We start from the raw sequence: 13,373 nt of genomic DNA, 5'->3' as shown, positions 1-13,373 counted from the left end.
TCCTAAATATGCGCCTGCAGCGGCTCGTGCATCCGCTTGCCGTGCGTGAGCGACATCAGCACCACGTCTGACGTCACCGGCGCGCGGCGGAAGGCGTCGACGCCAACGGCATCCGCAATCGCGTTCAGCACCGCGCCGAAGCCGGCGCCGACCGGCGGCTCGCCCACGCCGCGCGCGCCTACGGGCGTCTCGGGATCGGCGATGTTCAGCGCCTCGGCCCGCATGTGGGGAATGTCGAGGATCGTCATGGGCTTGTTGTAGTGGAACCGGCGCGCCAGCGACAGGCCGTAGTGAGGGTCGTAAACCAGCTTCTGGTACATGGCGTGCGCGATCCCGAGGCAGCACCCGCCGTTCAGCTGCGCGGTCAGGCTGCGCGGGTTCACGACAGTGCCGACGTCGCCGACGCTGAGGAAGTCCACCAGCCGGACCACGCCGGTTTCGACATCCACTTCCACCTCGGCGAAGCCGGCGACGAACGAATAGGTATCGCCGTCGCGGGGATACACGTCTTTCGCCACGCCCATCAGCCCGACGCCGACGTTGATGGCCGCGGCCCCCTTGGTGACCGCGTGAATGTCGTCCGGCAACTCGTGGCCGTCGTAGCGGCCGCCCAGTTCGATGGCCCGCCGCGCCGCCTGCGCATACGTGAGCCCACGCGCGGGAGTGCCTGTGCGGAAGACGCGCTCGTTGCCCAGCATGTAATCGTCTGGGGAGCCGCCCAGGTCCTTCGCCGCGATCTCCTGCAGCTTCCGCCTGGCGTCCATCGCGCCGGCGTGATTGGCGCGCGTCATGGCGTGCGTGGTCTGGCTGCCCACCGACATGCACGTCCACGGCAGGCCCTTGCTGGTGTCGCCCCAGTGGACCTCGACCTTCTCCCACGGCATCTCGAGGACGTCGGCCGCCACGCGCGCGAGATCGATCACCGAGTGCGTGCCGAGATTGCCCACGCCCGACTGCACGTACAACTTGCCGTCGGGCCGAATGGTCATGAGGCCGTCATAGCCGATCGAGCCGGCGCCGTGTGGGCCAATCGCCACGCCGACGCCGCGGACCTTCGATCCGTGGCGCTGGCCGGCTCGCGCCACGCGCGTGTTCCAGTCGAACAGCTCGACGCCGCGATCGAGTGCCTCTTTCACGAATGCGCTGGTAATGTGCCGGCGCCCGCCCTTCGCGTCGGCAGGGCCGTAGAGAGCCTTGCCCTCGGGCGAGTTCATGCGGCGGATCGCGACCTGGTCGAGGCCGAGTTGCTTCGCCGCCTTCGTGATCACGCCCTCGATGATGCCGTTGGCCTGCATCGGGCCGGGCGACCGCTGCTGCGTGCGCGGCGGCGTGTTGGTCACCACGTTCACGGCGCGCCACCGCATGGCCACCGGTTGATAGATCAGCGACGCCGCGTTTCCGGCGGATCGGTGATCGCCCATCGGGCCGTAGGGGCCGCTGTCCTGGATGATGAACAGGTCGAGGGCAAGAATGCGGCCGTCCTTGGCGAAGCCCACCTTGGCGCGGCCCGCCATGTTGGTCCGGGCCCGGCCGATGTAGCTCTCTTCCTCGCGGCTGATGCGCATCATCACCGGCGCGTTGGCCTTCTTCGACAGCAACGCCGGAATGGCCATCGACACCGCGCCGCCGCCCTTGCTGCCGAACCCGCCGCCGGTGTACTCGGACACCAGCACCAGGTCTTTCGGCTCGATGCCGACCCAGCGCGCCACCGAGTCCACCGTGCGCACCACGCTTTGGGTGGAGCAGTGGAGGTGCAGCTTGCCGTTCTGCCAGAACGCCAGGGCGCTGCGCGTCTCGAGCGGGTGATGCCCGGTCGAGGGGACGATGAAGGTCTCGTCGAGGACGAGGTCGGCGCCCGTGAATGCGGCATCGAGATCGCCGAATGCCCATTCCTCCATCGCCTTGCCCATCGGCATGCGGCCCTCGGCGGCGTCCGCGAACTCCGCCTCGGTCCACTTGAGCCGCTGGATCACCGGGCGAGGCGGCTGGCCGGGGGCCGGCGCGGCGGAGGCCCACACGTTGCCGTCGGTGCGCGCGTCGGGGCCATCCGGACGAAGGCTCTCAATGGGATCGGTCACGAAGGGCAGGGGTTCGACCTCGAGACGGATCAGGTCGATGGCATCGGCGGCGATCTCTTCACTGATCGCGGCGACGGCCAGGATCGGCTCGCCGGCGTAGAGCGGCTCGTTGGTCAGGCAGTGCTCGGCGGTCCCGCCGAGCTTCGGCACATCGTCCGCGGTGATGATGGCGCGCACGCCCGGCAGGGCCATGGCGCGGCGGGTGTCGATGCGCAGCACGCGCGAATGGGGACGCTCGCTGAGCATCAGCTTGCAGAAGAGCATGCCGTCGGCGCGGAAGTCTTCGGCGTAGCGGGCGCGGCCGGTGACCTTGGCCACGATGTCGGGCGTGACGTAGTTGCTGCCAACAAGCCGCTCTGCCATTGCGCCTCCTGTAGCGTCCGGCTTCAGCCGGACCACGCCTTGCGTCCGGTTTCCAGCGGACCGACTGGGAATCGAACTTGAGCGCGCTGATTATACCGATGGCGGCGGGTGGCTGCGGCCAATCCTCGATCCACAGGTTAGCCAGATCCACTGGCCAAGCTCGGGGGAAGTGCTAATCATCGCCTATGGATTCGAGGCAACTTCTCGCTGAGGCGCTCCGTCTTTCGGACGAAGAGCGCGCGGCGCTCGCCGGCGAATTGATTCAGAGCCTCGAGCACGAGGTGGACGCCGAGGCCGAAGCTGCCTGGTCTGCAGAGATTCGGGCGCGCCTCGATCGCGTCGACGCCGGCACGGCGACCACCGTGCCGTGGTCGGAAGCCCGTCGGCGCATTCACGCGGCAGCCCAGCGTGGCCCTCGACCTTGGGTATCTCGAAGAGGCCGTCGTCGAAGCGGCGACAGCGGCGGAGTGGTATGCCACTCGCAGCGCCACGGCGGCGGCGGGCTTCGAGGCTGAACTCGCCGAGGCGGAGTCGGCTATTCATCTGTTGCCCAACGCGTGGTCACCGTACGACCACGGAACGCGTCGCCACTTGTTGCGGCGATATCCCTTTGGAGTGGTCTACCGCGTCGAGCGCACGCGCGTCTTGATCGTCGCGGTCGCTCATGGCCATCGCCGTCCCGGAAGCCGGCGAAGGTGGCAAGGACCAACGGCACCCCCTGATTACCGTGCTAATATTCGGCGTGGCCCTGGCCCAATCCAAGCTCACGGCTCAGGGGCTGATCTCGGTTGCCACCTGCCCTTAGGCACGTTCGATCGCCATCTGGGCCGTCTCGACCGCGGCGAGAAGCTGTAGTCTGCACATCCAGCCCCTGATGCGTCCCCGCTTCTCCTTACTGAACATCATTGTCGCCGTGATCGGCGCGGCCCTGCTCGTCTTCACCATTCGCCGGGTGGGCTGGGCGGAGGTGGTCTCCGGCGTCACCAGCGTCGGGTGGTGGTTCATCCTGGTCGTCATCCTCGGCGCGACCCGTATGGCCAGCCGGTCGAGGGCCTGGATGGCGTGTGCGAACGAACCTGGATCGGGCGGCGGGACCCTCTCATTCGGCGCGGCCTTTTCGGCGATGCTGGCGGCGGATGCGCTCGGCAACCTCACGCCGCTCGGCCTGCTGGCCAGCGAGCCCACCAAGATCATGATGACGCGGGCGCGGATCTCCACCGTCACCAGCGTGGCGTCGGTGACCATCGAGAACGCGTTCTACACCGCATCGGTGGCGATGGTGCTGCTGGGGGGCACCTGGTTCTTCTTCCAGCGCGCGGCGGTGCCGCCGGCACTCGAGCAGCTTGCCGAGGTGATTGTCGTCGCCATTCTCGTGGCGGCGGTGGTCGGCCTCTGGGCGGCGCGGTCGCAGCCGGCGGTGCTGTCTCGCTTCGCGCCGTTGATCATGCGGCTGGCCGGGCGCGCGTCGGTGCCGGCCGACGCCTTTCGCGAAGTGGAGGCGCGCATTTACGGCGTGCTGCGCTGGCCGTTCCTGCGGCTGGCGCACGTCGCGGTCTGGGAAGTCGCGTTCCACATCGCCGCGGTCGCCGAGGTCTGGCTGGTGTTGCGGCTGCTGCCGGCTGCGTCGGGCGCGACACTGGTTGACGCCTTTCTGCTGGAGAGCGCCGGACGCTTCGTCACCATCGCCTTCAAGTTCATCCCATATCGCTTGGGAATCGACGAAGCGGGATCAGGGGCCGTCGCCCAGATTATCGGGATTGGCCCGGCGGCGGGCGTGACGCTTGCCCTGGTGCGCCGCTTGCGCATCCTCGTGCTCAATGCGGCCGGCCTAGTCCGCCTCGCGCGGCAGTGACGGACGCCCACGTGCGCTAACCACGGCAGGCCCCGACCCGATCGAACAAGACGTCCTCCGTGTGCTCCGTGTCCTCCGTGGTTGCCGGACGTGGACACGTTCAGGCTAGAATTGCAGGGCACGTCGCATTCTCTGGAGATTCCCATGAAGCGGTTGAATTCTGTCCTGGCGCTGAGCATCGCGGCCGGCGTTGCGCTGTCCGGCGCCCTGTACCTGTCACCGTCAACCGCCGCGCAGGGCGGCGGCGTGGTGAACCCGAGCCTGTATAGCGGCATGCGCTGGCGCAGTGTCGGACCCGCGCGGGGCGGGCGCTCGCTCGCCGTCGGCGGCAGCGACGCGCGCCCGATGGAGTATTGGTTCGGCGCCACCGGCGGCGGCGCCTGGAAGACCACCGACGGCGGCAGCAACTGGTCGCCGATGACCGACGGCAAGATCACCACCTCGTCGATCGGCTCCCTCGCCGTCTGCCAGTCGAACCCCGACGTGGTCTACATCGGCGGCGGCGAGACGCAGTTCCGCGGCAACATCATCCAGGGCGACGGTGTTTACAAGACCACCGACGGCGGCGCGAAGTGGGACCACCTCACCGACCTCCGCGACTCGCAGGCCATCGCGCGCCTCCGCGTCCATCCGACCAACTGCGACATCGTCTATGCCGCGGTGCTTGGCCAGGTCTACAACGAACACCCTCAGCGCGGGATTTTCAAGTCGGCCGACGGCGGCAAGACCTGGCGCCGCACGCTGTTCCGCGACGACAAGACCGGCGGCGTGGATCTGTCGATCGATCCCAGGAACCCCAATGTGATCTTCGCCTCGCTGTGGGAAGCGAATCGCTCGCCGTGGGGCATGTCGAGCGGCGGCCCCGGCAGCGGGCTGTTCAAGTCCACCGACGGCGGCGACACGTGGGCCGAGATCACGAAGAACCCCGGCCTGCCTGCCGGCCTCTGGGGCAAGGTCGGCGTGTCGGTGTCGCCGGTTGACGGCAACCGCGTCTACACCCTGGTGGAGAACGAGGCCGCGGGCGGCCTCTACGCCTCGGACGATGCCGGCGCCACGTGGAAGCTGATCAACGACAACCGGAACCTCCGGCAGCGCGCGTTCTACTACACGCGCATCCTCGCCGACCCGAAAGACAAGGACACGCTCTACATCCTGAACGTGCAGTTCTACCGATCCACCGACGGCGGCAAGACGCTGAGCACCATCCGCGTGCCGCACGGCGACAACCACGACCTGTGGGTCTCGGCCACCGACAACAAGCGCATGGTGCAGTCCAACGACGGCAGCGTCAACGTCACGGTGAACGGCGGCCAGACGTGGACCGACCAGGACCTGCCGACGGGGCAGTTCTATAACGTGTTCACGACCAGGCACACGCCGTATCACATCTGCGGCGCGCAGCAGGACAACAGCACCGCCTGCGTCGGCAGCCAGGCCAATCCCGGTGGCGGCGAGGGCAGCCTGCCGCCGATCTTCTACGCGGTGGGCGGCGGCGAAAGCGGCTACATCGCGCCCGACCCGAACGACCTCAACGTGTTCTACGCCGGCAGCTACGGCGGCTTCCTCAGCCGCCTGGATCGCGAAACGGGGCAGCAGCGCGCGGTCAACATCTACCCGAATAACCCGATGGGCTGGTCGGCCGTCGACATCAAGGAACGCTTCCAGTGGACGTTCCCCATCGTTTACTCGCCGGTGGACGCCAAGACGCTTTACGCCTCTTCGCAATACCTCTGGCGCACCACGACCGGCGGCCAGAACTGGCAGAAGATCAGCCCCAACCTGACGCGCTCCGATCCAAAGACGATGCAGGCGTCGGGCGGCCCGATCACGAAGGACCAGACCGGCGTGGAGACCTACGCCGTGGTGTTCACCATCGCGCCGTCGCGCCAGGACGCCAACACGATCTGGACCGGATCCGATGATGGTTGGGTGCACGTGACGCAGGATGGCGGGAAGACCTGGAACAAGGTCACGCCGCCTGACCTGCCGGACTTCACGCGCATCAGCCTGATTGAAGCGTCGCCGCACCAGAACGGCGCTGCCTACCTGGCGGGCAACCGTTACCAGCTCGGCGACCGCAAGCCCTACGTCTACAAGACCACGGACTTCGGCAAGACCTGGCAGAAGATCGTCACCACCATTCCCGACACCGCCTTCGCGCGCACCATCCGCGAAGATCCGAAGCGCCGGGGCCTGCTCTACCTCGGCACCGAACACGGCATCTACATTTCGTTCAACGACGGCGCGACGTGGCAGTCGCTGACGCTCAACCTGCCGGTGACCCCGGTCCACGGGATCGTCGTCGAGGAGCGCGACCTGGTGATCGGCACGCACGGCCGCGGCTTCTACGTGCTCGACAACATCGGCGTGCTGCGCCAGGCGACGCCGGAGCTGACCAACAACACGCTGCACCTGTTCGAACCGCTCAACCCGATGCGCGGCCGCGACCGCAACGTGACGTTCGACTATTACCTGAACAAGGAAGCGCCAGAGGTGAAAATCGAGTTCCTCGACGCGCAGGGGACCGTGCTGCGGACCTTCACCGGCACCGCGAAGGCCGGGACCGCGCCGGCCGGCGGCGACGACAACCCGTTCGGCCCCGGCCCGGCGCGCGTCAGCACGGCACCGGGCATCAACCGTTTCTCGTGGGACATGCGCTATGAAGGCGCCACCGTCTTCCCGGGGATGATCATGTGGGCGGCGCAGCCGCAACGCGGTCCCGCCGCCCCGACCGGGCGCTACGCCGTCCGCATCACCGCCAATGGTGAGACCAGGACGCGCGAGTTCACCATCACGATCGATCCCCGGCTCCAGGCCGACGGCATCGCCGAGGCCGACCTGCTCGAGCAGTTCCGGCTGTCGCTGCGCGTGCGCGACAAGGTCAGCGAGGCCAACCAGGCGGTGATCGACATCCGCAACATCCGCGACCAGGTGAACCTGCGGCTGCAGAAGGTGCCGGCGCGCAAGAAGGTCGAGATCCAGAAGCTGGCCGACGGCCTGCTGCAACCGCTCGCGGTGGTGGAGGAAGAGGCCTACCAGGTGAAGAACCGCAGCGGGCAGGATCCGCTGAACTACCCGATCAGGTTGAACAACAAGATCGCGGCGCTGGCCGGCGTGATCGAGAGCGCCGACGGCAAGCCGACGGATCAGAGCGTGGAAGTGTTCAACGAGCTGTCGGCGCAGCTCGATGCGCAGCTGGAGAAGATGCGCCAGACGCTCAGGACCGAACTGCCGCGCCTGAACGCGGCGCTCAAGCGCGAGAAGGTCGACGCGGTCGATCCGGCGGCGAAGCCCGTGGCACCCGCGGCGAAGCCCCAGTGACACACGGCGGAACACCGGCTCCCCGGGGGCGGCAGCTTGGCGTCCTCACCCTCGGGGCGCTCGGCATTGTCTATGGGGACATCGGCACCAGTCCCCTCTATGCGCTCCGCGAGTGCTTTCACGGCCCGCACGGCATTGCGCCCACGCCCGACAACGTGCTGGGCGTGCTGTCGCTGATCTTCTGGTCGCTCACGCTGATCGTGTCGATCAAATACCTGATCTTCGTGATGCGCGCCGACAACGATGGGGAAGGCGGCATCCTGGCGTTGATGGCGCTGGTGTCGCGGCAGGCCGACGCCTCGCGGCGGAGCCGCGCGGCGCTGATTTCGCTCGGCCTGTTCGGCGCGGCCCTCCTCTATGGCGACGGCATGATCACGCCGGCGATCTCGGTGTTGGGCGCCGTCGAAGGCCTGGCCATCGCCACGCACGTGTTCGAGCCATACGTGGTGTTGATCACCGTGACGATCCTGATCGGCTTGTTCCTGATCCAGTCCCGCGGCACCGCGAAGGTCGGTGCCATGTTCGGGCCAGTGATGGTGGTCTGGTTCGTGACCCTGGCCGTGATGGGCGTGTCGTGGATTCAGGTGAATCCCTCGGTGATGGTGGCGTTCAACCCCGCGCATGCGGTCGGCTTCTTCATTCGCAACGGCAGCCACGGGTTCATCGTCCTCGGCTCGGTGTTTCTCGTGGTGACCGGCGGCGAGGCGCTCTATGCCGACATGGGCCACTTCGGCCGCAAGCCGATTCGCCTGGCGTGGTTTGCGCTGGCCTTTCCGGCGCTGGTGCTGAATTACCTCGGCCAGGGCGCCATGCTCCTGCAGACGCCCGCCGCGGCCTCGTCGCCGTTCTACCTGATGGCCCCGGCCTGGGCCCTGTATCCGCTGGTCATCCTGGCCACGATGGCCGCGGTGATCGCGTCGCAGGCGCTGATCTCGGGCGTGTTCTCGATGACGCATCAGGCCATTCAGCTGGGCTATTGCCCGCGCATGGGGATCGAGCACACCTCCGCCAGTCACAAGGGCCAGATCTACATCCCGCAGGTTAACTGGACGCTCATGGTCGCGACCGTCGGCCTGGTGATCGGGTTTGGCAGTTCGAGTGCGATTGCCGCCGCGTACGGCATCGCCGTGTCGTCAACGATGGTCATCACGACCATGCTGGCGTATCTCGTGGCCAGAGGATCGTGGGGGGTCAGCCGCGTCACGGCGGGGTCGCTCGCCGGCGCGTTCCTGCTGATCGAATTCGGCTTCCTGGCCGCGAACTTCACCAAGATCCTGCACGGCGGTTGGTTCCCGCTGGTCACCGGCCTCGTGCTCTACGTCCTGCTCTCAACCTGGAAGCAGGGCCGCGCGCTGCTCGCCTTGCGGTTTGTCGATCGCCTGTATCCGCTGGAGCAGTTCCTCGGCGACATCGCCGGCACCCCGCCGCATCGCGTCACCGGCACCGCCGTGTTCATGACCAGCAACAGCGAGGGCACGCCGCCGACGCTCTTGCACAACCTGCACCACAACAAGATCCTGCATGAGCGGATCATCCTGCTGACGGTGGTCACCCGCGACGGCCCAACCGTGCCGCCTGATGAGCGGGTGACCGTGACGCCGTTGCGGCAGGGGTTCTTTCGCGTGCGGCTCTGCTATGGCTTCACTGAAACGCCTGATGTGCCATCCGCGCTCGAGCAGGCCGCGTTTGCCGGCCGCCCGATCGTGCCGGCCGACACGACCTACTTTCTCGGCACCGAAACGTTGCTGGCGACGGAACGGCCCGGATTGCCCTTGTGGCGCGAGCGGCTCTTCGTCCTGATGTCCAGGAACGCGCTTCGCGCGACCACGTTCTTCGGTATCCCTCCGGAACGGGTCGTCGAAATCGGGATGCAAGTGGAGCTGTAACCAGCCGCCGCGTCGTGGCGGGCTAGGCCTTCAGGTGGAACGGCACCGAGGTCGTGACGACGCGCGGGCGGAAGAGCAGGGCAGCCTTGAGGGTGAAGGCACTCTGGTTGTGCAGCAGGTGGTGCCACCAGTGCTTGACCACGAATTCCGGCAGCACCACGGTGATGTAGTCTTCCGGGTTCTCGCGCTCCAGGCGATCGATGTACTCCAGCAGCGGCTCGGTCATCGATCGATAGGGAGACTGCAGCACCACCAGCTTGACGTGCGATCCCCACTGCGGCCAGTCGCGCTTCATCGCCGCCATCGAGTCGGGGTTGACGTTTACGTAGACCGCGCGGACGTCGGTGGCCAGCGAGCTGGCGTAGCGCAGGGCCTCGATCACCGCGCGATGCACGCCGCCGATCGGGACAATGACGATGTGCCCATGCGGCGTGGTCTCGACCGCGTGACCCGCCAGCGACAGCTGCGAAGCGACGTTGTCGTAGTGGCTGCGGGTCGCCCGGAAGATCATCGACAGGAACGGAATCAGGACCACGACAATCCATGCCCCGTCCAGGCCCTTGGTCACGGCGACCACGATCAACACGCAAAACGTGACAATCGCACCGACGCCGCTGATCGTGGCGCTGGTGCGCCAGCCGGGCTCGCGCAACCGTCGCGCCCGCAGGTACATGCCGGTCTGCGACAGTGTGAACGACAGGAACACGCCGATCATGTAGAGGGGAATGAGCGCGTGCGGATCGCCGCCGAACACCACGCACAACCCCGCCGCCGCGATGCTCAGCGCGACGATGCCATTCGAGAACGCCAGCTTGTCGCCGAGGTTCATGAACTGCCGCGGCATGTAGCGGTCCCGGGCCACGATCGACGCCAGCCGCGGGAAATCGGCGAAGGCGGTGTTCGCCGCCAGCACCAGGATGAGCATGGTGGCGCCCTGCACGATGTAATACGGGACGTTGCGCCCGCCGAACACACCGCGCGCGATCTGCGAGACCACGGTCTCGGTTTCGCTGGGCACAATCTGGTAGACGTGGGCGAGATAGCTGATGCCCGTGAACATGGTGACGGCGAGCACGGCCATCAGGGCGAGGGTGTGGGTGGCGGTCTTCGCCGACGGCGCCTTGAACGCCGGCACGCCGTCCGACACCGCCTCGACACCGGTCATCGCCGTGCAGCCGTTGGCAAACGCCGACAGCAGCACGAACAGGGTGATCGAGCCCATGCCGAGCGTGTGCAGCGGGTCCGCGGTCTCGACCGGGACGACGGTGCCGGTCATCGCCCGGAAGCCGCCGACGAGGATCAGCGCGAACATCACGCCGACGAACGCGTAGACCGGGACGCCGAACAGCTTGGTGGATTCCCGGAGCCCGCGCAGGTTGCCGAGCATCAGGATGCCGATGAAGCCGAGGCTCAACATCACGCGGCTGACGTGCAACGACGGGATCGCCGAGGTGATCGCCGAGACCCCGGCGGCGATGCTGACCGCCACGGTCAGCGTGTAGTCGATCAGCAGCGCCGCCGCCGCGGCGAGGCCGAAATTCGGCCCGAGGTTGTCGCGCGCCACGATGTAGGCGCCGCCGCCGCCCGGGTAAGCCTGGATGGTCTTGCGGTAGGAGAAGACGACAATCAGCAGCAGGGCCGCAATCAGCAGGCTGATCGGCTGGCCGAGGCTGAGCGCGGCGACGCCGCCGATCATCAGGACCCGCAGGACTTCTTCGGTCGCGTAGGCCACCGACGACAGCGCGTCGGATGAGAGGACGGCGAGGCCGCCGAACAGGCCAAAGCGATGATGGTCGGCTTGATACGTCGCGATCGGGCGGCCGACGACCAGCCGCTTCAAAGGTCCAAACACTGTCACTCCACTCCGCCTGCGAGGTTAGCTGTCGGGCTCAGAGGTGGTGATCTCTGTCGCGCTGCACGGCAGGCGATTCGCCCCGGTTCCTGGGTCCCCCGCTCCGCCGCCCGTGCGGTGGATTAGGCAAACCTTGATGATGCGCCTCGCGCCCGGGCACAGTCAAGGATCAGGCAGCGGCGGGGGCCGCTGAGCTAGAATGGTGGGATGCGCGTCGCCCGGAGGTTCCTGGTAAGCGGACACGTGCAGGGCGTCGGGTTCCGGTTTTTCGCCCAGGACGCCGCGCGCCGCGAGGGCCTCAGCGGCCACGTGTCCAACCACCCCGACGGCACGGTCGAAGCCGTGGCGGAGGGGGAGGCCGAGTCCGTGGAGCGGTTCGAGCGGGCGTTGCGGCGCGGGCCGTCGCGGTCGCGCGTCGAGCGCGTCCTGGTGGACGACGTTGCGCCCACGTTGCACCACACGGGTTTTGAGATTCGATAACGGAGCCAGGCGGCCCACGGGCACAGGCTGATGAGGACCATGGACCATCTGAAGGCGAAGATCCGACACGTGCCCGACTTTCCCAAGCCGGGCATCCTGTTCTACGACATCACCACGCTGCTCTCCGATGCGCAGGGGTTTCGCGACACCGTGGACGCGCTGGCCGCGCCCTACATGGGCGAAGACATCGACCAGGTGGTCGGCATCGAGAGCCGCGGCTTCATCCTCGGTGCCGCGGTGGCCATCACTCTCGGCTGCGGCTTCGTGCCGATCCGCAAGCCCGGCAAGCTGCCGGCGGCGACGCACCAGGAAAGCTACGCCCTCGAGTACGGCACCGATGCCCTCGAAATTCACCAGGACGCCCTCACCACCGGCCATCGCGTCCTGATCGTTGACGACGTGCTCGCCACCGGCGGCACCGGGCGCGCCGCCATCGACCTGGTCCGGAAGACCGGCGGCAAGGTCATCGGGGCGGCATTCCTGATCGAACTGGACTTCCTTAATGGCCGCTCGAAATTGGCGGGGGAGCCGGTCTATTCTGTGTTGCGGTACTGACGGTCCGGCTACCGCCGTCGCCGCCAAGCGGCTATGGCGGCCAAGAAAGCCGGACGCCACACTGCGCAGGCGCCTGTAGCTCAGTTGGATAGAGCACTGGTTTCCTAAACCGGGGGTCACAGGTTCAATTCCTGTCAGGCGCACCAAATTCATCTGGTGATTTGGTGATTTGGTGATTTGGTGAGTTAGGGATTTAGGGATTTGGTGAGTTAACGCACATGAAAACTACCGAACGGCATCACCTGAAGGACAACGAACTGGCCATGGCGCTGACGAGCGCGCAGGGTTGGGTCGCACAGAACCAGAAGACTCTCCTGGCCATCGTCGCCGTGGTCGTGGTCGTCGGCGGCGGCATCGCCGGCTACGCCGCGTGGCAGCGCAGCATCGACACCAAGGCGCGGACGCTGCTTGCTGAGGCAATGGTGATTGAAGAAGCGCGGGTGATGCCGCCGGGCCCGCCGGCCGGGACCACCAACGACCCGACCGCAACGCCCGGACAGGCGCCGGGAACGTATCCCACGCAGCGGGCGAAGCTGGAAGCGGCGTTGCCGAAGTTCATTGCCGCCGCCGACGCGTATCCCAAGAGCGACTCCGGCCTCACCGCGCGGTATCAGGCTGCCACCACGCTGGTGACGCTCGGGCGTTTCGACGACGCCATCAAGCACTACGACCAGGTGATTGCGAGCGGCGCGGGCGTCATCCAGCGGATGTCGAAGTTGGGCAAGGCCGAGGCGCAGCTGCGCGCCGGGCAGTTCGACCCGGCCATCGCCGCGCTGAAAGCCGAGTCGGAGCAGGCCAACACCACGCTGCCGCTCGACGCCGTGTTGATGGAGCTGGCCCGCGCCTACCGCCTGGCGGGCAAGACCGAAGACGCGAAGAAGACGCTGACCCAGGTCGTGGAGAAGCATGCGGAGTCGCCGCTGGCCGCCGAGGCCAAGGCCGAACTCGACAAGCTGAAAGGCTAGCCCGCCAGCCTGGCCCGCGGC

General features: G+C 67.2%; 8 protein-coding genes, 1 tRNA gene and 1 riboswitch. Of the genes, 7 read left to right on the top strand and 2 right to left on the bottom strand.

Annotation, left to right across the window (positions count from 1 at the left end; translation table 11 throughout):
- Positions 1 to 2: 2 nt before the first annotated feature.
- Complete coding sequence (locus tag WC815_02215) at positions 3 to 2,441, bottom strand: xanthine dehydrogenase family protein molybdopterin-binding subunit (GenBank protein MFA5907569.1); 2,439 nt, start codon at positions 2,439 to 2,441, stop codon at positions 3 to 5.
- An 874-nt stretch (positions 2,442 to 3,315) separates the two neighbouring features.
- Here WC815_02215 and WC815_02210 point away from each other — a divergent pair.
- The 3 genes from WC815_02210 (at position 3,316) to WC815_02200 (ending at position 9,500) form a co-directional block, all read left to right on the top strand.
- On the top strand, positions 3,316 to 4,293 hold the full coding sequence (locus tag WC815_02210; protein ID MFA5907568.1) for a lysylphosphatidylglycerol synthase domain-containing protein: 978 nt from the start codon (positions 3,316 to 3,318) through the stop codon (positions 4,291 to 4,293).
- A 144-nt stretch (positions 4,294 to 4,437) separates the two neighbouring features.
- A complete protein-coding gene (locus WC815_02205) occupies positions 4,438 to 7,614 on the top strand; it encodes a hypothetical protein (GenBank protein MFA5907567.1) in 3,177 nt (1,058 codons plus the stop codon).
- The gene (locus tag WC815_02200; protein ID MFA5907566.1) at positions 7,611 to 9,500 is read left to right on the top strand and encodes a potassium transporter Kup; all 1,890 of its coding nucleotides are present in this window, start codon (positions 7,611 to 7,613) and stop codon (positions 9,498 to 9,500) included. Before WC815_02205 ends, WC815_02200 begins: the two co-directional genes overlap by 4 nt.
- Positions 9,501 to 9,522: 22 nt before the next feature.
- Here the strand turns inward: WC815_02200 and WC815_02195 are convergent, their stop codons facing one another.
- Positions 9,523 to 11,352, bottom strand: a complete 1,830-nt coding sequence (locus WC815_02195) for an APC family permease (GenBank protein MFA5907565.1) — start codon at positions 11,350 to 11,352, stop codon at positions 9,523 to 9,525.
- Positions 11,351 to 11,491, bottom strand: a riboswitch (cyclic di-AMP (ydaO/yuaA leader). (Overlaps the previous gene by 2 nt.)
- A gap of 68 nt (positions 11,492 to 11,559) precedes the next feature.
- On the opposite strand from WC815_02195, the gene WC815_02190 reads away from it, so the two are divergent.
- The 4 genes from WC815_02190 (at position 11,560) to WC815_02175 (ending at position 13,352) form a co-directional block, all read left to right on the top strand.
- On the top strand, positions 11,560 to 11,832 hold the full coding sequence (locus tag WC815_02190; protein ID MFA5907564.1) for an acylphosphatase: 273 nt from the start codon (positions 11,560 to 11,562) through the stop codon (positions 11,830 to 11,832).
- A 39-nt stretch (positions 11,833 to 11,871) separates the two neighbouring features.
- Complete coding sequence (locus tag WC815_02185) at positions 11,872 to 12,387, top strand: adenine phosphoribosyltransferase (protein MFA5907563.1); 516 nt, start codon at positions 11,872 to 11,874, stop codon at positions 12,385 to 12,387.
- Positions 12,388 to 12,456: 69 nt separating this feature from the next.
- Positions 12,457 to 12,533, top strand: a tRNA-Arg gene (locus WC815_02180).
- A 72-nt stretch (positions 12,534 to 12,605) separates the two neighbouring features.
- Positions 12,606 to 13,352, top strand: a complete 747-nt coding sequence (locus WC815_02175) for a tetratricopeptide repeat protein (protein MFA5907562.1) — start codon at positions 12,606 to 12,608, stop codon at positions 13,350 to 13,352.
- Positions 13,353 to 13,373: the final 21 nt, after the last annotated feature.

The organism is Vicinamibacterales bacterium, from assembly GCA_041659285.1.
Taxonomy (GTDB): Bacteria; Acidobacteriota; Vicinamibacteria; order Vicinamibacterales; family UBA2999; genus 12-FULL-67-14b.
Note: the sequence above shows the minus strand (reverse complement) of the source record. Positions and strands in the feature narration are given on the sequence as shown.

Coding starts and splice junctions, on each gene's coding strand:
- WC815_02190 (MFA5907564.1), top strand. CDS start 11,560: ATGCGCGTCGCCCGGAGGTTCCTGGTAAGCGGACACGTGCAGGGCGTC.
- WC815_02175 (MFA5907562.1), top strand. CDS start 12,606: ATGAAAACTACCGAACGGCATCACCTGAAGGACAACGAACTGGCCATG.
- WC815_02210 (MFA5907568.1), top strand. CDS start 3,316: ATGCGTCCCCGCTTCTCCTTACTGAACATCATTGTCGCCGTGATCGGC.
- WC815_02205 (MFA5907567.1), top strand. CDS start 4,438: ATGAAGCGGTTGAATTCTGTCCTGGCGCTGAGCATCGCGGCCGGCGTT.
- WC815_02215 (MFA5907569.1), bottom strand. CDS start 2,441: ATGGCAGAGCGGCTTGTTGGCAGCAACTACGTCACGCCCGACATCGTG.
- WC815_02185 (MFA5907563.1), top strand. CDS start 11,872: ATGGACCATCTGAAGGCGAAGATCCGACACGTGCCCGACTTTCCCAAG.